This window comes from Thiohalocapsa sp. ML1 (assembly GCF_001469165.1).
GTDB lineage: Bacteria > Pseudomonadota > Gammaproteobacteria > Chromatiales > Chromatiaceae > Thiohalocapsa.
In genome coordinates this window covers 1-26,301 of sequence record NZ_JABX01000004.1, presented here as the reverse complement: position 1 = coordinate 26,301, position 26,301 = coordinate 1, and the positions used below count along the sequence as shown (strand labels likewise).

The following is a 26,301-nucleotide window of genomic DNA, read 5'->3' as shown; positions in this document are numbered from 1 at the left end:
CGTGCCGTTCAACTGTACAATCGCAGCGTTTGCAGGAGCGCACCGGCAATGCCGTCCACCGGCACCGGGCGGCCGCCTTCGCCCCGGACGCCCGCAGCGCGAGCGGGCCGGCGGACGACCCGCCGCGGGCCGCTCTGCCCTGATCCTGACCCCCCGCGCGCTCCTGAGACGCTGCCCCCATGCCCGACATTCGCCGCCGCAAACCGCCGAAACGCCGCCATGGTGGCCGCTGGGAGACGGTCCTGCTGTTCGGCGGCAGCGCGCTGCTCTTGGCCTTCGGCTTCTGGCTGGCGCTCCAGTTCGTGCAGCCGGCACCGCCGAAGGAGATCAGCATCGCCGCCGGGGCACCTGGCGGCGCCTACATCGGCTACGCCGAGGCCTACCGGGATGTGCTCGCCCGATACGGCATCAGTCTCCACGTGGAGGAGACCAACGGCAGCGTGGACAACCTGGAGCGCCTGCTGCGGGAGGAGGACCCGGTCGACCTCGCCCTAGTGCAGGGCGGCATCGCCACCGACGCGGAGCGCGAGCGCCTGAGCGGCTTGGGCAGCCTGTTCTACGAGCCGCTGTGGCTCTTTACCCCGGCAGACGCGCCGATGCGACCGCTCAACGCCTTGGTCGGTGCCCGCATCGGCGCCGGTGCCGAGGGCAGCGGCACGCGCCGGCTGGTGCTGCGCCTGTTGGCGCTGAACCGCATCGACGGCGACGACGCGGGTCTCATCGCCGAGCCGGCAGAGGCATCGGCGCAGGCGCTCATCACGGGCGATCTGGATCTAATGTGCATGGTCGGATCGCCCGATGCACCGGTGCTGCGCGAGCTGCTGGGCCACCCCAAGGTCCGCCTGCAAGGGCTGCCGCGCGCCGCGGCCTACGCGCGCATCGACCCGGCGCTCACCGTGCTCGCGCTGCCGCGCGGGGTGCTGGACCTGGCGCAGGACAAGCCGCGCGAGGACCTGACCCTGGTGGCCGCGACGGCAAACCTTGTCGCCCGCCCGGAGCTCCATCCGGCGCTGGTGGATCTGCTGATCCAGGCTGCGACGCGCGTCCACGGCGGCGGCTCGCTGCTGGCGTCGCCCGGCACTTTTCCGACGCAGCGGTACTCGGACTTTCCGATGAGCCCGGACGCCGAGCGCCACTACGAGCAGGGGCCGCCCTTCCTGCAACGCTACCTGCCGTTTTGGGTCGCGACCTGGATCGACCGCACCAAGGTGATGCTGCTGCCGCTGCTCGCGCTGGCCTTCCCGCTGATCAAGATCCTGCCGCCGGTTTATGCGTGGCGGGTGCGTCGACGCATCCTGCGCTGGTACGTGCAACTGCGGCGCATCGATGCCGAGCTTGCTGCCGAGGAGGTTCCGGCCGACACCGCGGCGGCGCTGCGTGCGCGGCTCGTGCAGATCGATGCCGACGCGGCGCAGATCGATGTGCCGCTCGGCTACACCGATCAACTGTACAATCTCCGCCTTCACATCAGACTGCTGCAACAGAAGCTAGACGGCGTCGGCACCGACGCACCGACGCAATGATCAAGCTCCGCACCTACATCTATATCGACTCCCTGCAACCCCAGCTCGCCGAGTACATGGCCACGGTGTCGCAGGGCTTTCTGCCCATCCCCGGCGACGCCTGCCTGTGGGTCGAGGTCTCGCCCGGCATGGCCATCCACCGGCTCACGGACATCGCGCTCAAGGCCACCCGCGTGCATCTGGCGCAGCAGGTGGTGGAGCGTGCCTTCGGCTCCATGGTCATCCACCAGCGCGACCAAAGCGACGTACTGGAGGCGGGCCGCATCCTGCTGCAGCACCTGCATGCCGAGCAGGACGACCGGCAGAAGTGCCGTGTGGCATGGAAGGAAATCATCCGGGCCATGACGCCGGACCACTCGGTGCTCATCAATCGCCAGAACCGGCGCGGGTCCATGATCCTGCCCGGCCAGAGCATGTTCATCCTGGAGACCGATCCGGCGGGCTACATCGTCTACGCGGCGAATCAGGCCGAGAAGGCCGCGAACATCACCATCATCGACGTGCGCGCCGTCGGCGCCTTCGGCCGGCTCACGCTGTCCGGAACCGAAGCCGACGTGGACGAGGCCGGCGCCGCGGCCGTCGCCGCGGTGGAGGCCCTCTCTGGCCACGAGCGGCCGGTCATCGCGCACCATCTCTGAGCGCGCCGGGCTCTGGGCGCGCCGGGCTCTGAGTGCGCCGGGCTCTGAGTGCGCCGGGCTCTGAGCGCACCAGGCTCTGAGCGCGCCTGGCCGGCCCTCTCGCAGGTTGACACTCAGCACGCGTCGCAGAGCTCGATCTCGGCGGCAACGGGCAAGTCCACGGTCTGCGCCCATTCCATCATCGAGCCGTCGTAGAGCTTGGCGTTCTCGTTGCCGAACAGCGCATAGGCCGCGAACCAGGTGAGCGCGGCGCGGTTGCCGCTGTGGCAGAAGTGCACCTGCTCCGCGGCGGGGTCGATGCCGCGGGCTGCGAAGAGCTGCCGCAAAGCGCCGGCGGTGCGAAGTTTCCCGGAGCCGTCCGCCGCGATCCAATCATGCGGCAAGCTTTTGGCGCCCGGGATGGTGCCGGGGCGCTCGTCACTGTCACCGGTGTACAGGCCGACGTACTCGCCTTCGCTGCGCGCATCCACCGGCAGCGCGCCGTCGGCGAGCAAGGCCTGCACCGCGGCGGCGTCCGGTGCCAGCTCCGGGCGCGGCTTGGCGGTGAAGGTGGTCGCGGGGCGCTGCTCCGTGCCCTGCACCAGGCGCCCGCCGGATTCCGCATAGCCCACCAGCCCGCCGTCGAGCACGCTCACGGCGTCGTGCCCGAGCACCTTGAAGGTCCAGAACACCCGCGCTGCTGCGGCGAGGTCGCCGGCGCCCCGGCCGGTGGCGGCGATCACCACGTGGTCGTCGTTGCCGATGCCGGCCGTGCCAAGCATGGGCGCGAGCCGTTCCACCGGCGGTAGCATGGACTGGAGTACGGCGGGGTCCTTGTTGCCCTTCGGCGCCTGCGTGCGCCAGGCGTCGTAGGCCAGGTTCACGGCCCCCGGAATGTGGAAGCGGGCGAAGGCCTTCGGGTCCTGCAGGTCCACGACGACCACGTCGGCGGCGTTGGCCTTGAGCCAGGCGGCATCGACGATGGCGGGGGCCGGTGCGGCGTCGGCGAGGGGGGCCGCGGCGATGAGCGCGAGCAGCAGCATCAGGTGCTTGATCATGTGAGTCTCCAATGGGTCTCCAACGAGGCCGGTCGTTGACGGATGCGCGGAAGTGGTGGCTGCCACCGCGGCGATTCAACCGTCGGCTGCGTACCGGCATGGCCCTGCAGCCCGACCAGGGCAGGGAGCGTCGTCCTGCGCAGCCCTCTCGTTGGTGCAACTGAACCAAGGGTCGAGGAGGGCTCCCTCGGCCCTTGGCCCTTGGCCTGTTGCCCGCAAGCGCCTTGTCGCCGTGACTTGACTCATCTGCAAGCGTGCGGCGGTTACGCAACCTGGTGCCGCGCCGACTTATCCCAACGAAACACCCGCATGGGCGGGATGTTCACCAGCTCGGTGCCTACCTCCGGCACGCCGAGTATCGGTCGCGCCAGGCTGGCGACGCGGGGGTTGAACTGGTAGGCGACGAAGCGCCCGCTGTCCGCCAGGAGCCCGGCAACCTCGGCGATGATCTGCGTCCCCAGCGTGCGGCTCATGGTCGAGAAGGGGATGCCGGAGACGACCGCGTGCGGCGCCCCCAGGCCATGGGAGGCGGCGATGGCGCCGATGTCCGTGGCGCTGCCCAGGTGCGCGATGAGGCGCGCGTCGTCGATGGCGCTCACCTGCTCGTGAAAGTGCGGGTTGATCTCGATGCTGAGGAGCCTGGCGTCGGGCCGCAGCACCTCCAGCATGGCCCGGGTCATGCCGCCGGTGCCGGGACCGAGCTCGATCACCAGATCGGCCGAGGCGATGTCGGCCGCGGTGATGACGCGGCGCTCCAGGAAGGCAGAGCTCTGGATGATCGAGCCGATCTGCTGCGGATGCCGCAGGAATTGCTGCAAGAAGAGCAGATGGCCATTAGCGCGCTTGGGCACGGATAGGTCTCCCGAAAAGCTGGGGGAAAAATTGGCTCTTCGAACACGGATGATAGCGGCGGAGCGACACGGGCACGAGCTTCAAGGCACGGCCGGCGCCTAACACGCGTCGAGCGTGCAGGTTTTGCCCGCGGGTTGCGCGACCGGCGTGCGTGCCCGGTCGCCCGCGCGGCTCAGTCCTGCCCGTCGCCGCCCGTGCGGGCAGGCGTGCTGCCACCGCTGTTGAGCCCGGCGCTGAAGAGCTTCTGCAGCATGTCCATGCCGGCGAGGCTGCTTGCGACATACGGCTGGAACAGCTTCAGCGGGTCGTAGCCCTCGGCCCCTGCACGCATGCGCTCGCGGATGTCGTCCAGCAACTGCTGCTGGAAGGCCTCGACATTGGGCAGGCCCATCAGCTTGCGCATCTCGTCCGGCGTGATGTCTAGGTCGACATGGATCTTCATGGCAATTCCTCTGTTTGCGTGGATGTTCCGCTGTCTCAATGCCGGCTCGCCCGCGGCGGCAGCTCTTGCGGCAGCGGCTCCTCGATGGCGAGCCCGCGGCGCACGCGGCGGCCGAGCAGCACGCAGGCGCGCTCGAAGGTGCGCTCGGCCTCGCGCAGGTGCCAGTCCCAGTCGAGCGGCGGCGCGTTCGAGCGCACCGAGTAATGCCCGGTGGTGACCACGCGCCCGATGCGTACCTCCACCGCCCAGTCGTGCCAGGCGGCCTCCGGGTCCTCCTCGTCCGCAAATTCCTGTTCCACCAGCCGCACGGCGGCGCTGCCGGTGTCGTCCATGACCACGAGCTCGGACAGCGCGGCGGCCTCGTCGATGCAGCTCTCCCAGCCCGTGTGCACGCCGGAGGCATTTTCCATCAGCGCATGCACGATAAGCCCCGGCGTGATGCGCAGCGTCAGCGGCATGTCCCAGTCCGGGTCGGAGGTTTCGGAGAAGGCGGCGGGGTGTTCTTCGGTCATGGGGCGATGCTTGAGCGTTGGGGCGCGTGGCCAGGCCGGCGCGGAGACAAAAACCGGGCAGGACGCGAGCTGCCCGCACGATTTGCAAGCTTAACCCCAGACAGGGCGCTTGGCTTGACTGGAGTGTTGACCTCCAGGTCAACACGGCCACAGCGCGGGATGTACTGCTGTCGCGACTGCGGAGCCGACCTGGAGGTCGGCTCTCCGGCCGGGCCGGGCCCGGCCCGGCCCGGCCCGGCTCCCGCTCCGGCTCGGCTACGGGAGGGCAAGTGCTGCGCTGCCGAGTCTCCGCCGTTCCCGCGCCTCACTGCCCCGCGGCGCAGAGATCGGGATCGGTTGGCACTTGGCACTTGGCACTTGGCACTTGGCACTTGGCACTTGGCACTTGGCACTCGGCACTCGGTTCGATTTCGATTTCGATTTCGATAGCGATTTCGATGAGCAATCGACTCGTCGGTCCGAGGCGAAGGCTCGTTAGCCCCTAGCCCCTAGCTCCTAGCTCCTAGCTCCTAGCCCCTAGCCCCTAGCCCCTTCTTCAACTCTTTCGCGTAAAGTGCCGCACGGAGCGCGCCATGCTCGGCCGCTCCGATGCCGTAGACACTCACCAACGGGAGCAATCAGCATGAAGGTCGCGGTCTTCTCCGACGTGCAGGGCGTGCTGCCCGCGCTGGAGGCGGTTATCGAAGACATCGAGGCCTGGCGGCCGGACCTCGTCGTCATGGCCGGCGATCTGGTCAACCGCGGGCCGGACAGCGGCCGCTGCCTCGCGCTGTTCGACGCGAAGCGCCGCGAGCAGGGCTGGCTGCCGGTGAACGGCAACCACGAGATCTGGGTGCTCGGCTGCGGTGCCAGCACGCCCAAGTCCGAAGGCGAGCGCGAGCTCCGCCTGTTCACGGACTGGGCCTGGCGGCAGGTGGAGCCCATGGCGGAGCGGCTACGGGGCTGGCCGGATCATCTCTGCCTGCACCCGCCGGGCGCAGACGCGTGGATGCATGTGACCCACGGCACCCTGGCCGACAACCGCGACGGCATCACCGCCGCGACCACGGACGAGTCCCTTGTGGGCAAGCTGCCGGAGGGGGTCGCGCTGTTCGTTGCCGGCCACACCCATCGGACCCACCAGCGCCGCACCCAAGGCATGGACGTGGTCAACGTCGGCTCCGTCGGCTCGCCCTTCGACGGCGACGTCCGCAGCAGCTACGGCCGCTTTACGTGGCACGGCGGGCGCTGGCACACGGAGCTGGTGCGCGTCCCCTACGACCGCGCGCGGGCGGCGCAAGAGTTCGAGACCTCGGGCTTCCTCGACGAGGCCGGTCCGCTCGCGCGGGTCATCTATCTGGAGTGGGAGCGCGCCACGCTGCTGATCTCCGGCTGGCGCCCGCGCTACGAGAAGGCCGTACTGCGCGGCGAGATTACGCTCGCGAAGTCGGTGGATGAGTTTCTGCGCGGCTTGTAGTGCAAGCGTGAGCAAGATCGGGTTAAAGCGCTGACGCCATCGACGACTGAAAGAGGAACTACGAAACACGCGAAAAGCGCGAAAAGTACTCGGCCAACGGCCGTCCTTTTCGCGTGTTTTCGTGTCTTGCGTAGTCGAAAAGCGTCTGATTCTTCACCAAGTGCCGAGATTGTCTCGGGTCGTTGTCGCTGTCGTGATTCGACGACGACCGGCGATCAAGACAACGCCAGCCGATCACACCCACATGAAGACCGACCGCGAGATCTACACCCTGCTCGGTGCCGACGCCGAGACCCTGGCGATCCTGACCGGCGGCATCCGCGTGCGCGGGCCGTATCGTTTCGAGGCCCTGGAGGTCAAAGGGCTCGACCGGCGCACCGACGGCGTGCTGCTGCCGGAGGCGCCCGATGAGACCGTCTGGGTGATCGAGTTTCAGGCCCGCGCCGATACGAAGATCTACTATCGTTCGGTGGTAGAGCTGGGGCTGGTCGGCGAGCGTCATCCGGAGCGCGTGGTGCGTGGGCTGATCCTGTTCGCCGAGCCGGGGCTCGATCCGCGCACCGAGCCCTGGTACGCGGCGTCCCAGCAGCCGGACCCGCCGTTGCGCGTGGCCTACCTGGCGCCGATCCTGGACGCGTTGGAGCGGCGCGAGCCGGGGCATCCGCTGCTCGCCGTGTTTCTGCCCTATCGGGTGGTGGATCGCGAGCGGCTGCGGCGCGAGGGGCCACAGGCGCTCGGGCGCATCCGGAGCGCGGCGCTGCCGGCGTCGGTGCGCGAGCATCTGACCGACGTCTTCTTTTCGTGGCTGACGGTGCGCTTCAGCCACCTGAACTATCGGGAGCTATTGACCATGCTCGGTTTCGAGACCTCATTCGAAGAGACCCGCGCCTACAAGGAACTGGTGGCCATCGGCCGTGAGCAGGGCCGGCAGGAGGAAGCCGTGGAGCTGCTGTTGCGCTTCGCCAGGCGGCGCTTCGGCCCCCTGGCCCCGGAGCTGGAGGCCCGCCTGGATGCACTGCCGCTCGCGCGCCTGGAAGCGCTCGCCGACGCCATCTTCGACCTCGACAGCGCGTCGGCCCTGCGGGACTGGCTGGGCGAGCCCTGAGCACCCGCCGGCGCCGGGCCGACGGTGCTCGCGCGCCCGTGCGCTGTGCTGGGTTTTTGGGAAGGGTCAGTTCCACCCCACCACGTCGTAGCCGCGCTCGCTCAAGCAGCGGTTCACGTAGGCCTTGAAGGCGCCGCTCGGCTCGCTGCCGCGTGCGACGCCGCGCACCAACCCCACCGCAGCACCGGCGGCGGCGCCGGCAGCGGCGCGGTTGCCGACGTCGCTGTCGCCGCGCACCGCGGACCAGGCGCCGCTTGCGGCACCGCCGGCGGCGGCACCGAGCGCGGTGTCCCGCGCCACCTGGCCGCCCTGGGCACCGGCGCCGGCCGCGCGGGCCAGGCGTTTGCAGTCGTCGATGTCGGCCTGCGCGACGCCGCCGCCGCCGTAGACCACGGGCTGGGCGGCGCAGCCGGCGAGGGTTGCCGCCAGCATCAGCGCGGCGAGTGCGGCGGGCAGCGCGCTGAGATCGGCGCCGGCGGGGTGGTGGCGAGCTGATGGGGTGCTTGGGTTCATCGGCATTCTGTTGACGGTCGCAGCGTTGAGAGATACGCGCATAGCCTAAGCCATCCTGCACCGCTACTGGCAACCGCCCGAGGCATATCGATTGCGCGTGTCAGTGCTCTGATGACACGTCTCCGGACACATCTCCGGACACATCTCCGGACACATCTCCCAGCTTGCGTCACCGGCGCCGATGCGTTGTTATCGGCGGCACGACAACGCCGCGTCCATGACACGCGGCATCAAGGCGACAACAACAAGCATTGGCTGGCCGGCACATGCCGGTTAGGGAGTCCGGGCCCATGGCAACGAGTCAGCGAACCGACACCGTCGAGACAGGCGCGAGCTATATCCCACAGGCGCCAGCCACGGCGCCGCCGCCCTTTGCCGAGCGGCTGCTCGCGCCCACTGGTGTGCGCATCAACGGCAGCCGGCCCTGGGACATCCGGGTCCACGACGCGCGGGTCTACAGCGAGGCGCTGCGGCGCGGCTCCCTCGGCCTCGGCGAGGCCTACATGGCGGGCGCGTGGGACAGCGAGCGGCTGGATGAGACCTTTGCGCGGCTGCTGCGCCATGACCTCGACGATGGGCTGAACCATGCCGCATGGCTTCACTTCGCGCTCGCCTGGCTCAAGGACCGGCTCATGAACCGCCAGTCCCGCGCGCGGGCCTTCAGCGTCGGCGAGCGTCACTACGACATCGGCAACGATGTCTACCAGGCCATGCTCGACCCAACCATGAGCTATAGCTGCGCCTATTGGCTTGAGGCGGACACCCTGGAGGCGGCGCAGCGCGCGAAGCTCGACCTCATCTGCCGCAAGCTGGCGCTCAGCCCCGGCCAGCGGCTGCTGGACATCGGCTGCGGCTGGGGTGGGCTCGCCGCGTATGCGGCGGAGCATCACGGCGTTGAGGTGGTCGGCATCACCGTCTCGCGCCGCCAGGCGGAGCTCGGCCGCGAGCGCTGCCGGGGCTTGCCGGTGGACATTCGGGTCATGGACTATCGGGACCTGCCGGCGCAGGTGGGCGGGTGCTTCGAGCGGGTCGCGTCGGTGGGTATGCTTGAGCACGTCGGCGTGCGCAACTATCGGGGCTACTTCGATATTGCGCGCCGGATGCTCGCCGACGACGGCCTGTTTCTGTTGCATACCATCGGCAACAGCCGCACTGTCCCGATCACCGACCCCTGGACCGATGCCTACATCTTCCCGAACGGCAAGATCCCTTCGGCCCGGGAGCTGACCGAAGGCCTCGAAGGCCCCTTCATCATCGAGGACTGGCACAACTTCGGTCCTGACTACGATCCGACGCTGATGGCCTGGTGGCAGCGCTTCGACGCCGCCTGGCCCGCGCTTCGCCCGAGCTACGACGATGTCTTCTATCGCATGTGGAAATACTACCTGCACGCCTCGGCGGGCTTCTTCCGCTCGCGGCAGGGCCAGGTCTGGCAGCTCGTGCTGGCCAAGCGCGGGCGGCCGGGTGTCTATCGGTCGATGCGCTGACGGTGACCGGGGGCAACCGACATGAGCGGGCCGCAGCCGGACAGCCTGCACCGGTTCCTGTTCGAGCGCTTAGGCGTGCGCGGCGAGCTGGTGTGCCTGGACGCCGCCTACCAGGCGGTGCTGTCGCGCCATCCGTATCCCGGGCCGGTGCAGCGGCCCCTCGGCGAGGCGCTGGCCTCCGTGCTGCTGCTGACGGCGACGCTCAAGTTCGAGGGCTCGCTCACGCTCCAGGCCCGGGGCAGCGGCCCGATCCGCACCCTCGTGGTGCAGGGCACGCACCAGCGCACGGTGCGCGGCCTCGCGCGCTGGGACGGCGACGTGCCGCACGGCGCGCTGGAGCACCAGTTCGGTGCCGGCCACTTGGCGTTGACGCTGACGCCGACCCGCGGCGAGCGCTACCAGGGCATCGTGCCGCTGGAGGGGGCCGGCATCGCCGCCGCCATCGAGACCTACTTCGGTCACTCCGAGCAACTGCCGACGCGGCTCTGGCTGGCCGTGGACGGCGCCCGTGTGGTCGGGCTCATGCTCCAGCGCGTGCCGGGGCCGGTGGAGGACACGGATGGCTGGGACCGCACCGTCGCGCTCGCCGACACCGTGGAGGAGCGCGAGCTGCTGTCGTTGCCGGTGCAGAAGCTGCTGCACCGGCTGTTCCACGAGGAGGACGTGCGCCTGTTCGAGCCGGACCCGGTGGCGTTTCGGTGTAGCTGCTCCCGCGGGCGCATCGCCGAGACGCTGCGCGCCCTGGGCGAGGCGGAGGTCGACAGCATCCTGGCCGAGCAGGGCGAGATCGCCGTGACCTGCGAGTTCTGCAACCGCGACTATCGCTTCGATGCCGTCGATGCACGCGGGCTCTTCAGCGACAGCGTCGTGCCGGCGGGGGTGCAGGATTTGAGACACTGATGAAGAAGGGGCTAGGGGCTAGGGGCTAGGGGCTAGGGGCTAGGCGAGCCGTCGTTCATCAGCACGCAGCCCTCGGCCCGGTGTGCGCCGCGGTCTGCCTGACGCTATGCTCGCGTACTTCGCCGCGTCGGCGGCCCGAAGTCACCACGGAGGTTCAATATGACTGCCGATTCCCCTTACGTTTTGGTCCTGTATTACAGCCGCTACGGCGCCACCGCCGAGATGGCGCGGCAGGTGGCGCGCGGTGTCGAGGAGGCCGGCATGGTGGCGCGGCTGCGCACCGTGCCGGCGGTGTCCACCGTCGCCGAGGCCGTCGCCGACAGCATCCCGGACACGGGCGCGCCCTATGCGACGCTCGATGACCTGCGCGACTGCGCGGCGCTGGCGCTCGGCAGCCCGACCCGCTTCGGCAACATGGCCGCGGCGATGAAGTACTTTCTGGACGGCACCTCTCCGCTCTGGCTGAGCGGCGCGCTCGCCGGCACGCCGGCGGGGGTGTTCACCTCCACCTCAAGCCTGCACGGCGGCCAGGAGACGACGCTCGTCTCCATGATGCTGCCGCTGCTGCACCACGGCATGCTGCTGCTCGGCCTGCCGTACAGCGAGACCGACCTGCTGCATACCGACGCCGGCGGCACGCCCTACGGGCCGTCGCACGTGGCCGGCATCGACAACGCCAATCCGGTGACCGACGCCGAAAAGCGCCTCTGCCAAGCCCTGGGCCGGCGGCTCGCCCAGACCGCCCGCGCGCTCGCCGGCTGAGCGGCGGCGTTCCGTCCGGTCCCGGTGGCCGCGCCTTGCCCATGAGCACGCTGCCGGACCAGCTCTGCCTGCCGCTGCGGCTGCCGGAGCGGGGTGCCTTCGAGCGCTTCGTCGCCGACGCCAACGCCGAGGTCATCGCGGCGCTCCGCCACTGGGCGACGACGCCCATAGCCTGCCACCTGCTGCTGCACGGCGAGTCCGGCAGCGGCAAGAGCCACCTGCTGCACGCCGCCTGCCAGGCCGCGCTGGCCGCCGGGTTCACGGTGCGCTTCGTGCAGCTCGACCTGCCCGGCCTCGAGCCGTCGGTGTTGGACGACACCGAGCATTGCGATGCCATCGCCATCGACGCGCTGCACGCCGTGGCCGGCCGGCGCGATTGGGAGCTGGCGCTGTTCAACCTATACAACGCCCAGCACCAGCGCCAGGGCCGGCTCCTGTTCGCGGCCCGCGCGCCGGCGCCGGCGCTGGGGCTTGTGCTGCCGGACCTCAGCTCGCGGCTCACCGCCTGCGCGACCTACGCCGTCGTGCCGCTGGATGACGCGGGTCGGGCGGCGCTCCTGCAGCGCGAGGCGGCGGCGCGGGGGCTCGTGCTCGATGCGCCGACGCTGCGCTACATCCTCACCTTCAGCCCGCGCGACGTCGCCTCGCTGCTGGCGCTGCTGGACGCTCTGGACCGCGCGACCTTGGCCCTGCGCCGGGCGCCGACGCCGCGGCTCGTGGGCAAGCTGTTGCAGCGCAACCTTGACGACGGCGGGGGTAACGACCCTGCCGTGTGAAGTCGCCGGCGCGCGGTGCTTGCTATGCGGCCCATCTCGGCGACAATGCAGGGTTTTCGCCGATGCCTTGGGCCGGCTCCGCGCCGTCCCGGCGCACCGCAACGCACAGGACCGCACCCATGGTGCTGATGATCGACAACTACGACTCCTTCACCTACAACCTCGTGCAGTATCTGGGTGAGCTCGGCGCCGAGGTGCGCGTGCTGCGCAACGATGAGGTCAGCGTGGACGCGGCCCTTGCGCTGGCGCCGAGCCACATCGTGGTCTCGCCCGGGCCCTGCACGCCGGATGAGGCGGGTATCTCCGTGGCGCTGATCCAGGCCGCCGCCGGCCGCGTGCCGGTGCTCGGCGTCTGCCTGGGGCACCAGTCCATCGGGCGTGCCTTCGGCGGCGACGTGATCAAGGCGCGCGCCGTTATGCACGGCAAGACCTCGCCCATCCACCATGCCGGCGAGGGCGTGTTCGCAGGGCTCGACTCGCCGTTCGAGGCGACCCGCTATCATTCGCTCGTCGTAGACGTAGGGACGCTGCCGGAGCACCTGGAAGTGACGGCCTGGACCTGCCGGGAGGACGGCAGCCGCGACGAGATCATGGGCCTGCGCCACCGCGAGCTGCCGGTGCAGGGCGTGCAGTTTCATCCCGAGTCCATCCTGACGCAGCATGGGCATGAGCTGCTGCGGAACTTTCTCGCCGAGCAAGTCTGAACGAAATCTGCCTCGGCCCTTGGCCCTCGGCCCCTTTTGGAAACAGGGCCGAGGGCCGAGGGCCGAGGACTCACCCCCGGCAACGCTGCGACAATGACCACCCCCATCGATATCAAGCAAGCCATCGCCCGCGTCATCGACGGGCATCACCTCGACGGACCGGACATGACCGCGTGCATGCGCTGCATCATGACCGGCGGCGCGACGCCGGCGCAGATCGCGGGCTTTTTGGTGGCGCTGCGGCTCAAGGGCGAGACGGTGCCGGAGATCGCCGCCGCCGCCGCGGTGATGCGCGAGCTCGCCACCGGCGTGGACATCGGTGATCTGCCCTATGCCGTGGACATCGTCGGCACGGGCGGCGACGGGGCGTCCACGTTCAATATCTCCACCGCGAGCATGTTCGTCGCCGCCGCCGCCGGCTGCCACGTCGCCAAGCACGGCAATCGCTCGGTGTCGTCGAAGTCCGGCAGCGCGGACGTGCTGGAGGCCGCCGGCGTCAAGCTGGACCTGACGCCGGAGCAGGTAGCACAGTGCGTGCGCGAGGTCGGCGTCGGCTTCATGTTCGCGCCCGCCCACCACGGCGCCATGAAGCACGCCATCGGCCCGCGGCGCGAGCTCGGCGTGCGCACGCTGTTCAACGTGCTGGGTCCGCTCACCAACCCCGCCGGCGTGCGCCGGCAGGTGCTCGGCGTCTTCGCGGAGCCGCTGGTGGAACCGCTGGCGGCGGTGCTGGGCAGCCTCGGCGCCGAGCGCGTGCTGGTGGTGCACGCGGCGGACGGGCTCGATGAGATCAGCATCGCCGGGCCGACCCACATTGCGGAGCTCGCCGACGGGGAGGTGACGCGACGGCAGATCACACCCGGCGACTTCGGGCTCAGCGAGGCGCCGCTCGCGGCCATCCGGGTCGAGAACCCCGAGCAGAGCCTGGTGATGCTGCGCTCGGCGCTGGCAGGCGAGCCCGGCCCGGCGCTCGACATCGTGCTGCTCAACGCCGGTGCGGCTATCTATGCCGCCGGGGTCGCGGACAGCCATGCCGACGGCATCGACGCGGCGCGGGCGGCCATCGCCGCGGGCGCCGCGCAGCAGCGCCTGGAGCGGCTGGTGCAACTGACGGCGAGCTTCGCATGAGCGCCGCCGACACGCCGGACATCTTAAAGCGCATCGTCGCCCGCAAGGCCGAGGAGGTCGCGGTGGCGAAGCGCGCCCGCCCGCTGGCCGAGCTGTCCGTGGTCATGGCGCAGGTAGAGCCGCCGCGGGGCTTCGCCGCGGCGCTGACCGCGAAGATCGACCGCGGCCGGCCCGGCGTCATTGCCGAGATCAAGCGCGCGAGCCCGAGCAAGGGCCTGCTGCGGGAGGACTTTCGGCCCGCGGACATCGCGCTGTCTTACGCGGAGGCGGGCGCCGCCTGCCTGTCCGTACTGACGGACCGGGACTTCTTCCAAGGCGAGCTTGAGCACCTCGTGGAGGCCCACAGCGCCTGCCCGCTGCCGGTGATCCGCAAAGACTTCATCATCGACGCCTACCAGATCCATGAGGCCCGCGCGCTCGGGGCCGACTGCATCCTGCTCATCGCCGCCTGCCTCGACGACGCCGAGCTTAAGGACTTCGCGGACACGGCCCACGGGCTCGGCATGGACGTGCTGCTGGAGGTGCACGACGCCGCCGAGCTGGCGCGCGCGCTCGCCGTGCCGGTGCGGCTCATCGGCATCAACAACCGGGATCTGCGCAGCTTCGAGGTGCGCCTGTCGACCACGCTCGACCTCCTGCCGCAACTGCCCGCCGACCGCCTCCCGGTCACCGAGAGCGGCATCCACAGCCGCGACGACGTGGCCCTGATGCGAAGCCACGGCGTGCACGCTTTTTTGGTGGGCGAGTCCTTTATGCGCGCCGCGGACCCGGGCGCGAAGCTCGCCGAGCTGTTCAGGGGCTAGGGGCTAGGGGCTAGGGGCTAGGAGCTAGGAGCTAGGGGGGGCTCGATGCCCTCGGCGCGCGATCTGCGGCGCGGGAGCCGGGCGGTAGCCCATGCCGTGCCGCCGGGCGGACGACTGCGCATGTGGCCACTTATCGGCCTAGGCGCCGCCGACGCGGCATCGAGCCGCGTCGGCGGCGAGCCGGCTGGAAAGCCGGCGATCCCGGTCCGCCGCGCCGGCGGCGAGCCATCGTGGTCGTAATCGGGCGTTGACTGGAGTGTTGACCTCCAGGTCAACACGGCGACAGAGCGGGATGATGTCGCGAGTGCGGAGCCGACCGGGAGGTCGGCTCTCCAGCCCGGCTCTGGCTCGGCGACGGGCGGGCAAGTGGTATCGCTATCGAAATCGCTATCGGCATCGACACGACGTGACACCGGGTCGCGGCGAAGCTCGACCTCTACCGTCCCTCGATCGGTTGCGTCGCCTGGGTTTACGAGGAGGCTGAAACCCTCACTACGGCGATGAGAGGTGCGATCTCGATACCGATTTCGATCTCGATACCGAAGAGCACGACTCGTCGGTCTGACGCGATGCCTTCCTAGCCCCTAGCCCATAGCCCCTAGCCCCTAGCCCCTAGCCCCTTCTTCAACGGGTTCCGAACACAACGATGGTCTTGCCCTTCACGCTGATCTGCTCCTGCTCCTCCAGTGCCTTCAGCACGCGTCCGGCCATCTCCCGGGAGCAGCCGACGATGCGGCCCAGGTCCTGACGGGTGATGCGGATCTGCATGCCATCCGGGTGGGTCATGGCGTCCGGCTGCTTGCACAGATCCAGCAGCGCGCCGGCGATGCGCCCCGTCACGTCCACGAAGGCCAAGTCGCCGACCTTACGGCTGGTGCGCTGCAGGCGCATGGACAGTTGCCGGCCGATGGCGAACAGGATCGGCAGGGCAAAGTCCCGAAGCTCGCGCTCGAGCACCTGCTCCAGCCGGCGATAGCTGATCTCGGCCACGCGGCACTTGGTGCGGGTGCGGACGATGACGCTGTGGGTCTTCTGCGGCAAAAAGAGCCCCATCTCGCCGATGAACTCGCCCGCGTTGATGTGCGCCAGCGTCAGCTCGCGGTGGTCCTCGTCCTCGATCAGCGCCGCGACCGAGCCCTCGACCAGGTAGTAAAGGGTCTCTGCCGGTTCACCGGCGTGGATGAAGTCGAACCGCTTCTCGTACTGCTTGGTGTGGCAGTAGCTCATGAATGGGGCGAGCCATTCGGGGTCGGCCTGGGGAACGAATTTCTGCATGGCGCGTTGGTCGGTTCTGGTGGTTCGTGCGTGTCGGCGCGCTCTAGCGGCCGGGCATCCGTGGTAGCCTGTGGCCGCTGGTCGCTCGTCCACGCTCGCGGCGCGAAGTGTCGCCGCGGGCAGCAGTGCAAGCCACCGAAAGATACGCGAAATCTCCTGATAACACAGTGCGGACAATCCGCCATGTCTGGCATGGGTAAAACCTTATCAGCAGCCGCGTACTCGAATTTACCGACAGGAGCAACGCCGATGAAGGCCCGGGTCAAGTGGCTCGAAGGCACCGCAATGGTGGGCGAGTCCGGCAGCGGCCACGCCCTGGTCATGGACGGCCCGCCGGACTTGGGCGGGCGCAACCTGGGCGTGCGGCCCATGGAGATGCTGCTGCTCGGTCTGGGTGGCTGCACGCAGTTCGATGTGCTGATGATCCTGCGCCGCGCCCGCGCGGACGTGACGGACTGCGTCGTCGAGCTCGCCGCCGAGCGCGCCGACACGGACCCGAAGGTGTTCACGCGCATCCATGTCCACTTCATCGTGACGGGCCGCGACCTGAAGCCGAAGCAGGTGGAGCGCGCCATCGCGCTCAGCGCTGAGAAATATTGCTCCGCGTCTATCATGCTTGGCGCCGTGGCCGCGGTGACGCACGACTTCGAGATCCGGGATGCCTGAGTCCGCGGCCTTCGACGCGCTCGCCCGGGAGTTCTTCGCCGTCTGGTTCCGCTTCCACCCGGAGGCCGCGCTGGCAGTGGGGCTCGGCGATTACGGCGACCTGCTGCCGCCGCAGTCCGACGACGAGCACGCGGCACTCGCGAGCTGGCTTGAGACGCTCATCGTCGCGCTGGAGGAGCTCGACCACGGCGCGCTGGACCCGGCGCGGCGCCTGGATGCAGAGCTCATGTTCGGGCTCGCGCGGGTGGAGCACCGCGAGCTGCTAGAGCGCGACTGGCGCCGCCGGGACCCGCTGCGGTTCCTGCCGCTCACAACCATTCACCGCCTGACGCTGCTCGCCCCGGCCGCGCTGCGCGAGGATCTGCTGGCGCTGCTGCAGGCGGTGCCGGCGCACCTGCGGCTCGCGCTGACGCAACTGATGCCGATGGCGGAGCTGATCCCGCCGCCGTTGGTGGCGGCCGCGCTCCACGCCGCCGAGGCGGGCCCCGTCTACCTGCGTGAGCTGACCCGCAGCCGCTGGCTGCGCGCCCATTGCCACGGCACCGGCGAGTTGGAAACGGTCGCCGAGGCGGCGGCGACGGCGCTCGCGCAATACGCCGCGGCGCTGCGCAGCGACTTGGCGCCGCGCGCGGCGGGCGCCTGCGGCGCGGGCGCCGAACAACTGGGCTTTCTGCTCCGCCATCGCCACCGCCTGGACCTGGCGCCGGCCGACTGTGCGGGGCTCTTGGAGCGGCTCGCGGACGCCGCCGCGGGCGCTGCGCCGCCTGCCGAGACGCCGCCCCCGGACGGCGTCGGCGTGGAGTGCACGCGGCAGCAGGCGCTGCTGCAGGCGCGGGGCCTGTTCACGCTGCCGGCGGCGGTGCTCGGCGTCGCCGGCGGGCCGGCCTGCCCGCGGCCCGGCGCCGCGTCGGCGCTCGGCCAGGCCGCGCCGGACGAGCTTGCGGGTCTCGACTACGTGCCGGACCTGACCCGCGGGCGCGGCACGCTCTATGTTGCCGACGGCAGCGGCGATTGCCGGCTCGCGCCCGCGGCGCAGCGGCTGCGCTGCCTGCGGCTCGGCTGGGGCGGGCTGCACACGCTGACCTTCGGCGGCGGTATGGCCGCCCGCTCCCTGCCGCGGCTGTTGGCGGGCGGCGGCTCGCTGGTCGGCGGCTGGCCGCTGGCGCTGGAGGAGCTGCTGGCGGAGGCCCCCGCCGGCTTGGACGCCGGTGTCGTGGGCCAGGCACGCCAGGCGGCCATCGCCCTGGCGCGGCTCGACCTCGACCTGCATCTCGGCCGCGTCCCGCTCGACCAAGCCCGGGTGCGTGCCGCCGCGCTGGGCGAGCCGGACTGCGTGCTCGCCGCGCTGATCCGCCGCCCGGGCGATGCCCTGGCCGCGGTGCTCGGCTGGCGGTTGATCCGCGCGGCCCGCGCGCGGGTGGCGGCAGCACCAGGCGCGCAAGACCTGCGCGGCTTCCACGACGCGCTGCTCTCCCGGGGCCCCGTGCCGGCCACGGCGGCCCTCGCCGCGGTGCTGGGGGCCGACGCTGTGCGCGAGCTGACGGCCGCCCTCTGCGCCGCCGATTGATCGCTGCTCGGCGCGCTGCTCGGCGCGCTGCCCGGCGCGCCGCACCGGCTCCGCCGCCGGCCCGGACTGTCACAAGAAATTGGCTTGAAATGCCTCGCGCACGCGCGTAGCGTGCGCGCCTCTCCACGCACCGCCCCAGCGCACGAGGTGACCCAAAGCACCATGCCCAAGACGTCCAAACGGCTCAAACTGCACGGCTTCAACAACCTGACGAAGTCGCTCAGCTTCAACATCTACGACATCTGTTACACGGATTCCGACGAGCAGCGTGCCGCGTACATCGCCTACATTGATGAGGCCTACAACGCCGAGCGCCTGACCGGCATCCTCACCGATGTCGCCAAGATCATCGGCGCCAATGTGCTCAATATCGCGCGCCAGGACTACGAGCCGCAGGGCGCTTCCGTGACCATGCTCATCGCGGAGGAGCACGTGGCGGGCGACGCACATGCCAATTCCGCGACGCCGGGCCCGCTGCCGGATGCGGTCGTCGGCCATCTGGACAAGAGCCACATCACGGTCCACACCTACCCGGAGAGCCATCCGCACAACGGCATCAGCACCTTCCGGGCGGACATCGATGTGTCCACCTGCGGCATCATTTCCCCGCTGAAGGCGCTGAATTATCTGATTTATTCGCTGGAATCGGACATCGTGATCATGGACTACCGCGTGCGCGGCTTCACCCGCGACGTGGGCGGGCGCAAGCACTTCATCGATCACAACATCAGCTCGATCCAGAACTATCTGCGGCGGGACACGAAGAACCGCTATCAGATGATCGATGTGAACGTGTACCAAGAGAATCTATTCCACACCAAGATGGTCGTGGATCAGTTCCACCTGGACGACTACCTGTTCTGCATCGACTCCAAGTCCCTGTCCGAGAAGGAGTACAACCGCATCCAGCGGCTCGTGCGCCGCGAGATGATGGAGATCTTCTACGGGCGCAACCTGAGCCGCGACATCGCCGGCTGGGAGTAACGGCGCCGCCGCGGCCATCGATCGCCCGGGCCGCCGCGGCCCGGCGGCGGGGTCAGATCCAGTAAGCCCCGCGGGTCATCACCTTCGACACCGTCTTCATCGCGATCTTGACGGGCGCCGGCAGCGGCGCGCCGCCGGCGGCGTGGGCGACGTCGGCGTGGTGGATCTCGTCCGCTTTCATCTGCATCAGGATGGCGCGGGTGCGCTGATCGTCGCTCGGCACCTGCGCCAGGTGGTCGTCGAGGTGATCCTCCACCTGCCGCTCGGTCTCGACGACGAAGCCCAGACTCCACTTGTCCCCGGCCAGGCCGGCCGCGGCGCCCATCGCGAAGGAGCCCGCGTACCAGAGCGGGTTCATCAGGCTCTTGCGGGTGCCGAGCTCTTGCAGCCGCTGCTCGCACCAGGCCAGGTGGTCGTTCTCCTCCTGCGCGGAGCGCTCCAGGCTCGCGCGGACCTCGGCGAGCCGCGCCGTCAGCGCCTGCCCCTGATACAGCGCCTGGGCACAGACCTCACCGGTGTGATTCACCCGCATCAGGCCGCCTACGTGCCGGCGCTCATCGTCGCTCAGATCGACATCCGCAAACTGCTCGGCGGGATTCGCGCGCTCCGTGACCCGCGGGCGGCCGAACACCGTGCGCAGCGCCGAGTCGAAGCTCATCAGGAGTTGGTCGAGGTGGGTGTAGTCGCGGGTTGTCATGCTGGCTTACCAGAAGTTTGAAGTTTGAAGCGTGAAGGGAGGAAAAGGGTGAAGTTTGAAGGGTGAAGGGAGGAAAAGGGTGAAGTTTGAAGGGTGAAGGTAGGAAAAGGGTGAAGTTTGAAGGGTGAAGGGAGGAAAAGGGTGAAGTTTGAAGGGTGAAGGGAGGAAAAGGGTGAAGTTTGAAGGGTGAAGTTTGAAAGAAGAACGCCTCCGGGCGTGTTGCGCCCTAGATTGCTTGGCGACGCCAAATGCTTGCAGATGAGTCAAGTTTCGAACGGGGCGACCTCGGAGACCGTGGTTTCGTCGTCATAATCGTGGTCGTAATCGTGGTCGTAATCGAACGTTCGCGGTGTTGACGGGCGTTGACTGGAGTGTTGACCTCCAGGTCAACACGGCCACAGAGCGGGATGCACTGCTGTCGCAACTGCGGAGCCGACCTGGAGGTCGGCTCTCCGGCCGTGCCCGGCCCGGCTAGGGCCGAGGGAGCCCTCCTCGGCCCTCGGCCCTCGGCCCTTGTTTCAATGCGATGTCCAGCAACTGCACCGGGTGCAGCACCTCGACATCAAGCCCCGCGGCGGTGGCCGCTGCCGCCAGGTGAGCGGCGCAGCCCGTGTTCGTCGTCGCGAGCCAGCGCGGGCGGAGCGCCGACAACGCGGCGACCTTGGCATCGGCGAGGGCGAGCGCCGTCTCCGGATGGTCCAACAGATAGGTGCCCGCCGCGCCGCAGCAAGTGTCGTTGCCAGGCAGGGGCACGACCTTAAGCCCCGGGATGCGCCCGAGCAGTGCGTACACGGCGACGGTGTCGCGCAGTTGGTTGCGGTGCGAGCAGGGCTCGTGCACGGCCACGGTGCCGTCGAGCGGTGCCAGCGCCGCCGTCGCGGGCCAAGGCACATCCAGCAGCGCCCGGCACAGCTCGACGGCCGGCAGCGCGAGCTGCAATTCCGCAACACAGGCGCTCGCCCCCCCGACCACGGTCGCATCGCCGAACGCCGTGCGGTTGTGCGCGAGCAGCCCGTCCGCGGCGTCCGGGAAGCCGTTGTGCCGGTGCATTGCGCCGCAGCAGCCCTGGCCCGCCGGCACCGTCACCGGGATGCCGAGCGCGGTGAATACGCGCTGCGCGGCCTGCATGACGTCGGGCTCCAGTGCGCGGGCGACACAGCCGAGAAAGAGCGCGATGGGCGGCGCGGCGGCCGTGCCGGCGGCGGACGCACCGGCGTCCACCGGCGCGGGCCGGCGCAGGCGCGCCGCGAGGCCATGCAGCACCAGCAGCCGAGGCCGGCCGAGCAGCCCCGCCGACCGCGCGAGCGCGCCGACGCGAAGCCCCCGATACACCGCGGCCAGCGCCGTGAGCAGCGGCAGCGTGCGCCCGCTGCTCAGCAGATCGAGCCGCGTGCGGCGCCACCAGCGCGCCGGCGCCGGCAGCCGCGCGACGCGCTCCGCCCGCGCCGCGTCCATCAGCTTGCCAAACTGCACCAGCGACGGGCAGGCGACCTCGCAGGCGCGGCATTCCAGGCAGCCGTCGAGATGGGCCGCCAGGCGCGCGCTCTCGGCGAGCTGGCCGCCGATGAGGCCCTGGATCAGCGCGATGCGCCCCCGCGGCGAGTCGGCCTCGTGATGGGCAAGCCGAAAGGTCGGGCAATGCGGCAGACACAGTCCGCACTTGACGCACTGGTCGGCGAGGCGAAGGAGCTCCTGATCGTCCAAGGTCCTGATCGTCCAAGGTCTGGTGCGGGGCGGCAGCGGGTTGGTGAAGGCGGAGGATGCGCGGCGATGCGCCCGGCGTCGATGACATCGGCCGCGTTGCGGCATCCGGCTTGGTTCGGCAGCCGGGGGGCGCCATTGTGCGACGCCAGTGTCCAACACAGCGAGCGACAGCGCCGATGGAGAGCGCGACACCATGTCCACACCGACGCCGTATTACAAGTACCACGTCTTTCTGTGCACCAATGTCCGCGAGGAAGGCCGGCAGTGCTGCGGCCAATGCGGTGCGCAGGCCTCCCGCGACTACCTCAAGCAACGCACCAAGGCGCTTGGGCTTGCCGGCCCCGGCGGGGTGCGTATCAACAACGCGGGTTGTCTGGATCGGTGCAGCGAAGGCCCCGTGGTCGTCGTCTATCCGGAGGGCACCTGGTACACCTACGTTGACACCGAGGACCTCGAAGATATCCTGCAAAGCCACCTGATCGGCGGCGAGGTGGTCGAGCGGCTGCGACTGCCGGGCTAGTGCCGCAGCGCAGACCGAGGCCGTGTCAGCCTTGTCGTTGTCGTCTGCCGTGGACTCTCGCTGACGACAGCGAGAGCAACCAAGGGCCGAGGGCCGAGGGCCGAGGGCCGAGGGCCAAGGCGGGCTCCCTTGGCCCTCGGCCCTTTTGCCTCGTGTCGCCGCGAAGCTTGACTCATCTGCAAAAGGGGGTCGATTGCGTTGCCGAGTATTGCGGCGGGCGAAGCGCTTCGGGTATGATGCGCGGCTTTCTCGGGCTTCGTGGCGCGCGTCGTGCTGTGCCGCCGCACCGGGGCCTCATAGCGATCATCACGCGCGCCGGACTCCCTGCGATCTGCCGGCGGCGCCCATTTCTCGGAACGGTTTTCTTGGAGCGACGGACATGAGCACAGAGAGCGCAAAGCCTGCGTCAGTGCGGCGGAGCTGGTATCTCGTCGATGCCGACGGCAAGACGCTGGGCCGGCTCGCCACCGAGCTCGCCCGCCGCCTGCGGGGCAAGCACAAGCCGCAGTACACGCCGCATGTGGACACCGGCGACTACATGGTCGTCGTCAACGCCGAAAAGGTGCGCGTCACCGGCAACAAGCTGGCCGACAAGATGTACTACCGCCACACCGGTTACGTCGGCAACCTCAAATCCCGCACCCTCCAACAGATGCTCGACGAGCACCCTGAGCGGGTGATCCAGGCGGCCGTCAAGGGCATGCTGCCGCGCGGTCCGCTGGGGCGTGCGATGTTCAAGAAGCTCAAGGTCTTCGCCGGCCCCGAGCACCGTCACCAGGCGCAGCAGCCAGAGCCGCTCGAGGTCTGAGCCCCGACGCGGGCCGACCGGCGCAAGCATCATTTCTATTCGGACACCTAGGACTATGCCGGACATCCACTACGCCACCGGACGCCGCAAGAGCGCCTCCGCGCGGGTCTTTCTCAGCGTCGGCAGCGGCCGCGTCACCGTCAACAATCGCGACCTCGACCTGTTCTTCGGCCGCGAGACCGCGCGCATGGTCGTGCGCCAGGCACTGGAGGCCGTCAACCTCGGCGAGCGCGTCGATGTACGCGCCACCGTCGTCGGCGGCGGCACCACCGGCCAAGCCGGCGCCATCCGCCACGGCATCGCCCGCGCACTGGTCCAGTACGACGAAAACCTGCGCTCCCCGCTGCGCCGCGCCGGCTTCCTGACCCGCGACGCCCGCGAGGTCGAGCGCAAGAAGGTCGGCCTGCACAAGGCGCGCAAGGCACCGCAGTACTCGAAGCGCTAATCAGGAGCTAGGTGCTTGGTGCTAGGTGCTAGGACCTTGCAGCTATTGCGCAGTCTCGAGGTCTGGAAGCGGGCGTGCCGACTTTCCGTTCAGATGTACGCGCTGACAACGGGGTGCAGGGACAGCGGCTTTCGAAATCAGATCACGCGCTCGGCGCTGTCGATTGCTTCGAACATCGCTGAGGGATACGAGCGTGACTATGTGCGGGAAAGGTGCCAGTTCTTAAGGGTGGCGAAAGGCTCCTGCGCGGAGTGCTGGACACAGCTTCTGATTGGGATCGAAGCGGCCTTGGTCGATCGCTCCCAAGCGACGCCGCTGCTCCGAGAGCTGGAGGAGATAGGCGCCATGCTCGGAGGATTAATCAAGCGCTTCAGCGACCTGAAACAAGTCGAAAATGCGCCACCTAGCACCTAGCACCTAGCACCTAGCACCTGTTTCACTTGGGGGATCGTCTAGCGGCAGGACTACGGACTCTGACTCCGTCAACCTAGGTTCGAATCCTAGTCCCCCAGCCAATTCAAGCCCGCGCTGTCGCGGGCTTTCTTGTGTCACATCGTTCCGGCCACCACGGGCTGACGACCGTCCGCCGCATTGTGGAGCGCGCCGCAGGCGACATGCTGGTGCTGACCGGCAACGCCTGTCAACGCCAAAGGGGCGGCGAGGTATTGCCACGCGACGCGGAGTGGCAAGGCGTTGCCATCGCCGTGGAGATGCGGCGACAGTCCCTGCGCGGCGTTCGGATTGCGGAGCTGCTGCCGCTGGGGGATGCGGTGTCATCTGCAAACAGCCTGCGCCCCCAAGCAATCTAGGCCTCGCAACGGCCGTTGTTGCCGCCGCTGGCTGCAGCCGCGGGCGGCCTGCCGCCGCAGGGCGCGCAGGCTTGGCGTTGCATACTCGCAACGTTTCGCTGTTCTTGCCCGAACCGTGCCGCTGAAGAGCCGGATAAATCCGGCGCACCCGGGAAGAGCCGGATCAGTCCGGCGCACCCGGGAAGAGCCGGATGAATCCGGCGCACCCGGGAAGAGCCGGATCAGTCCGGCGTACCCGGGGCAGCCAGCGTCAGCCGGGCTGCGGCCTCCTCCTTCTCGGCCCTCGGCCCTTCCCCTCCGTGTCACATATAAGCAACATACCTTTTGGGTTGTCGCTTTTTTCAAAAAAACAGGTTGCCCCATGTCGCATCCTGGTCTAGTATTCCGAATGCATGACGTGATTGCGTCAGCGTGCGCGGTCTTTAGTGTTTTTCACAACAGCGGAGAGCAGCATGAACAAGAAGCTCCTTACTCTGGCAGTCGCCGCGGCAGTCGCCGCGCCGACCGCCGCCCTGGCAGAGGCCGTCCTGTACGGCAAGCTGCATGTGTCCATTGATTATGTGGACGTCACCAATGCCGTTGGTCCGGTGTATGACACCGTGGATACCGTCAATTACGTCGGTGTCGACGACGTCGATGGCACGGTCGGCGACGTATTCAGCGCCGATCCGATGGTTAATCCTGATGCCGACCTAATCGGTGAGGTCAAGGGCGGCTCCTTCGTAAACTCAACGGACGAGACCGTATGGATCGAGGTTGACGGCACTGCGACGGCGGTGGCGCCCGGTACCATCATTGAGCGTGACGAGGTTGAAGGTATTGATCTTGAGGGCATCCAGCTCATCAAGACCGACGCCGCCGGCAACCCGATCATCGACAACACCGGCGCGCAGAACTTCTCCGGCTTCTGCATCAGCGGCCGTTCGAGCAAGGGCTACTGCCAGGGTAAGGACCGTGCTAACCGCGTCGGCGTCAAGGGCTCTGAGGATCTGGGCAATGGTCTGAAGGCCATCTACCAGGTCGAGTTCGCCGTGCAGTTAGACGACACCAACGGCGATATCTCGAGCGGCAGCGACCCCGTCGCAATGCGCAACAGCTTCCTCGGTCTTGCCGGCGACTGGGGTACCTTCCTGGTTGGCCGTCACGACACGCCGATGAAGATCTCCACCGGCAAGCTGGACCTGTTCTCCGACACCGTCGCGGACTACAACGGCACCGTCGGCTTCGATGATCTGCGCACCGACAACACCGTCGCGTACATCTCGCCGAGCTTCTCCGGTTTCTCGTTGGCACTCGCCGCGGTTGCACCGGGCGGCAGCACGGCCGGTGAGGGTCCGAGCGTCGATTCCGACAGCTTCGAGGCCTACTCCCTGGCGGCCATCTACAACAACGGCCCGTTCTTTGCTTCGGCTGCGTACGAGTCCATCAGCAATAGCTGGTACATGGACGAGGACACCTCGCTGGGCGGCAGCGGCGCCTGCTTGACCGCGTCGGGCCAGCCGACCGCAAGTTGCAGCTTCGTCGACAACGACTACAGCAAGTGGCGTATCGGTCTGGGCCTGCTCGACTGGAACGGCTTCACGCTGACCGCGATCTACGAGCAGCAGGACGACCTGCCAGAAGGCCAGCAGTACACGACGCGCGGCTATGTGGATCCTGACGGCAACGTGACGTTCGCCACCAGCGCGCTGGGTGCGAAAGAGCAGCAGTTGTGGCAGGTGCAGGCCGGCTACGCGTTCGGCAACAACATGGTCAAGGCCATGTACGGTGCCGTGGATCGCGACCGTGACGATACCCGCATCTTTGGTGGGACCCGCGACACGCTCAGCCTCAGCAACATCCGCAGCGATCTCGGCGGCGACCGCGAGACCTGGGCCGTCGGTTTCGATCACAGCTTCAGCAAGCGGACCAAGGCCTACGCCATCTACACGGACGTCAGCGACGACACCAGCGGCGAAGTGGGCGGCAACCCGGACTGGAACGCCTTCTCTCTGGGTCTGATCCACAGCTTCTGATCCTCGCCAATGCGAGCTGACCCGAAGGACCGGGTCGAAGAAAACGGGGCCATCAGGCCCCGTTTTTTTGTTGTGCATGCCTACGACGCGGATGAAGCGCTCCCACGGGCGGATCGCGCGTGCATTGTGGGAGCGGCTTTAGCCGCGATCGAGCGCGATGCTGGAGCCCGTCG

The 26,301-nt window shown here is 68.8% G+C and carries 28 protein-coding genes and 1 tRNA gene; 21 read left to right on the top strand and 8 right to left on the bottom strand.

Features of this window, described 5'->3' with window-relative positions; genetic code table 11:
- The first annotated feature begins 179 nt into the window (after positions 1-179).
- Entirely contained in the window at positions 180-1,523 is a 1,344-nt protein-coding gene (locus tag ML01_RS03425) for a TAXI family TRAP transporter solute-binding subunit (RefSeq protein ID WP_058554003.1), read from the top strand.
- Complete coding sequence (locus ML01_RS03420; RefSeq protein WP_058554002.1) at positions 1,520-2,161, top strand: BMC domain-containing protein; 642 nt, start codon at positions 1,520-1,522, stop codon at positions 2,159-2,161. Before ML01_RS03425 ends, ML01_RS03420 begins: the two co-directional genes overlap by 4 nt.
- Before the next feature lie 113 nt (positions 2,162-2,274).
- Here ML01_RS03420 and ML01_RS03415 read toward each other — a convergent pair whose 3' ends face one another.
- The 4 genes from ML01_RS03415 to ML01_RS03400 form a co-directional block, all read right to left on the bottom strand.
- Positions 2,275-3,198 carry a sulfurtransferase gene (locus ML01_RS03415; protein WP_058554001.1) on the bottom strand — a complete coding sequence of 308 codons (924 nt, stop codon included), beginning with the start codon at positions 3,196-3,198 and terminating at the stop codon, positions 2,275-2,277.
- Between the two features lie 263 nt (positions 3,199-3,461).
- Positions 3,462-4,049, bottom strand: coding sequence for a class I SAM-dependent methyltransferase (locus ML01_RS03410; RefSeq protein WP_058554000.1), 588 nt, complete (start codon positions 4,047-4,049; stop codon positions 3,462-3,464).
- Positions 4,050-4,222: 173 nt separating this feature from the next.
- Positions 4,223-4,492, bottom strand: coding sequence for a DUF6489 family protein (locus ML01_RS03405; RefSeq protein WP_058553999.1), 270 nt, complete (start codon positions 4,490-4,492; stop codon positions 4,223-4,225).
- Positions 4,493-4,527: 35 nt separating this feature from the next.
- Complete coding sequence (locus ML01_RS03400; protein ID WP_058553998.1) at positions 4,528-5,004, bottom strand: hypothetical protein; 477 nt, start codon at positions 5,002-5,004, stop codon at positions 4,528-4,530.
- 622 nt (positions 5,005-5,626) lie between these two features.
- On the opposite strand from ML01_RS03400, the gene ML01_RS03395 reads away from it, so the two are divergent.
- Positions 5,627-6,460 (top strand): metallophosphoesterase, encoded by an 834-nt coding sequence (locus ML01_RS03395; RefSeq protein ID WP_058553997.1) that lies wholly within the window; start codon positions 5,627-5,629, stop codon positions 6,458-6,460.
- Positions 6,461-6,704: 244 nt separating this feature from the next.
- Entirely contained in the window at positions 6,705-7,565 is an 861-nt protein-coding gene (locus ML01_RS03390) for a DUF2887 domain-containing protein (RefSeq protein WP_058553996.1), read from the top strand.
- Positions 7,566-7,631: 66 nt separating this feature from the next.
- Here ML01_RS03390 and ML01_RS03385 read toward each other — a convergent pair whose 3' ends face one another.
- On the bottom strand, positions 7,632-8,078 hold the full coding sequence (locus ML01_RS03385; protein ID WP_058553995.1) for a hypothetical protein: 447 nt from the start codon (positions 8,076-8,078) through the stop codon (positions 7,632-7,634).
- Between the two features lie 290 nt (positions 8,079-8,368).
- On the opposite strand from ML01_RS03385, the gene cfa reads away from it, so the two are divergent.
- From cfa to trpC, 7 genes are all read left to right on the top strand, one after another.
- A complete protein-coding gene (gene cfa / locus ML01_RS03380) occupies positions 8,369-9,565 on the top strand; it encodes a cyclopropane fatty acyl phospholipid synthase (protein ID WP_058553994.1) in 1,197 nt (398 codons plus the stop codon).
- 21 nt (positions 9,566-9,586) lie between these two features.
- Complete coding sequence (hslO, locus tag ML01_RS03375) at positions 9,587-10,465, top strand: Hsp33 family molecular chaperone HslO (RefSeq protein ID WP_058553993.1); 879 nt, start codon at positions 9,587-9,589, stop codon at positions 10,463-10,465.
- Between the two features lie 159 nt (positions 10,466-10,624).
- Positions 10,625-11,227, top strand: a complete 603-nt coding sequence (wrbA, locus tag ML01_RS03370) for an NAD(P)H:quinone oxidoreductase (protein WP_058553992.1) — start codon at positions 10,625-10,627, stop codon at positions 11,225-11,227.
- A gap of 41 nt (positions 11,228-11,268) precedes the next feature.
- A complete protein-coding gene (hda, locus tag ML01_RS03365; RefSeq protein WP_058553991.1) occupies positions 11,269-12,003 on the top strand; it encodes a DnaA regulatory inactivator Hda in 735 nt (244 codons plus the stop codon).
- A 119-nt stretch (positions 12,004-12,122) separates the two neighbouring features.
- Entirely contained in the window at positions 12,123-12,707 is a 585-nt protein-coding gene (locus ML01_RS03360; RefSeq protein ID WP_058553990.1) for an aminodeoxychorismate/anthranilate synthase component II, read from the top strand.
- Between the two features lie 105 nt (positions 12,708-12,812).
- Complete coding sequence (gene trpD / locus ML01_RS03355) at positions 12,813-13,835, top strand: anthranilate phosphoribosyltransferase (RefSeq protein WP_058554147.1); 1,023 nt, start codon at positions 12,813-12,815, stop codon at positions 13,833-13,835.
- A complete protein-coding gene (gene trpC / locus ML01_RS03350; RefSeq protein ID WP_058553989.1) occupies positions 13,832-14,638 on the top strand; it encodes an indole-3-glycerol phosphate synthase TrpC in 807 nt (268 codons plus the stop codon). Before trpD ends, trpC begins: the two co-directional genes overlap by 4 nt.
- A gap of 624 nt (positions 14,639-15,262) precedes the next feature.
- On the opposite strand, the gene crp is transcribed toward trpC, so the two are convergent.
- Entirely contained in the window at positions 15,263-15,913 is a 651-nt protein-coding gene (gene crp, locus ML01_RS03345) for a cAMP-activated global transcriptional regulator CRP (RefSeq protein ID WP_058553988.1), read from the bottom strand.
- A 249-nt stretch (positions 15,914-16,162) separates the two neighbouring features.
- Between crp and ML01_RS03340 the strand changes: the two genes are divergently transcribed.
- From ML01_RS03340 to speD, 3 genes are all read left to right on the top strand, one after another.
- Positions 16,163-16,579: an OsmC family protein gene (locus tag ML01_RS03340; protein ID WP_058553987.1), complete on the top strand. Its 417-nt coding sequence runs from the start codon at positions 16,163-16,165 to the stop codon at positions 16,577-16,579.
- A complete protein-coding gene (locus ML01_RS03335) occupies positions 16,572-18,146 on the top strand; it encodes a hypothetical protein (protein WP_058553986.1) in 1,575 nt (524 codons plus the stop codon). The genes ML01_RS03340 and ML01_RS03335 overlap by 8 nt, the downstream gene beginning before the upstream one ends.
- Before the next feature lie 162 nt (positions 18,147-18,308).
- On the top strand, positions 18,309-19,130 hold the full coding sequence (gene speD, locus ML01_RS03330) for an adenosylmethionine decarboxylase (RefSeq protein WP_058553985.1): 822 nt from the start codon (positions 18,309-18,311) through the stop codon (positions 19,128-19,130).
- Positions 19,131-19,182: 52 nt separating this feature from the next.
- On the opposite strand, the gene coq7 is transcribed toward speD, so the two are convergent.
- A complete protein-coding gene (coq7, locus tag ML01_RS03325) occupies positions 19,183-19,827 on the bottom strand; it encodes a 2-polyprenyl-3-methyl-6-methoxy-1,4-benzoquinone monooxygenase (protein ID WP_058553984.1) in 645 nt (214 codons plus the stop codon).
- A gap of 471 nt (positions 19,828-20,298) precedes the next feature.
- Positions 20,299-21,531, bottom strand: a complete 1,233-nt coding sequence (locus tag ML01_RS03320) for a (Fe-S)-binding protein (protein ID WP_254045125.1) — start codon at positions 21,529-21,531, stop codon at positions 20,299-20,301.
- A gap of 193 nt (positions 21,532-21,724) precedes the next feature.
- Between ML01_RS03320 and ML01_RS03315 the strand changes: the two genes are divergently transcribed.
- From ML01_RS03315 to ML01_RS03285, 7 genes are all read left to right on the top strand, one after another.
- A complete protein-coding gene (locus ML01_RS03315) occupies positions 21,725-22,051 on the top strand; it encodes a ferredoxin (protein WP_058553983.1) in 327 nt (108 codons plus the stop codon).
- Between the two features lie 379 nt (positions 22,052-22,430).
- On the top strand, positions 22,431-22,859 hold the full coding sequence (rplM, locus tag ML01_RS03310) for a 50S ribosomal protein L13 (protein WP_058553982.1): 429 nt from the start codon (positions 22,431-22,433) through the stop codon (positions 22,857-22,859).
- 55 nt (positions 22,860-22,914) lie between these two features.
- Positions 22,915-23,304 (top strand): 30S ribosomal protein S9, encoded by a 390-nt coding sequence (gene rpsI, locus ML01_RS03305; protein ID WP_058553981.1) that lies wholly within the window; start codon positions 22,915-22,917, stop codon positions 23,302-23,304.
- 18 nt (positions 23,305-23,322) lie between these two features.
- A complete protein-coding gene (locus ML01_RS03300; RefSeq protein WP_256363614.1) occupies positions 23,323-23,718 on the top strand; it encodes a four helix bundle protein in 396 nt (131 codons plus the stop codon).
- Positions 23,719-23,745: 27 nt separating this feature from the next.
- Positions 23,746-23,819: transfer RNA gene (locus ML01_RS03295), tRNA-Gln, on the top strand.
- A 99-nt stretch (positions 23,820-23,918) separates the two neighbouring features.
- Positions 23,919-24,113: a hypothetical protein gene (locus ML01_RS03290; protein ID WP_082673916.1), complete on the top strand. Its 195-nt coding sequence runs from the start codon at positions 23,919-23,921 to the stop codon at positions 24,111-24,113.
- 452 nt (positions 24,114-24,565) lie between these two features.
- Positions 24,566-26,128 (top strand): porin, encoded by a 1,563-nt coding sequence (locus tag ML01_RS03285; RefSeq protein WP_058553979.1) that lies wholly within the window; start codon positions 24,566-24,568, stop codon positions 26,126-26,128.
- Positions 26,129-26,301: the final 173 nt, after the last annotated feature.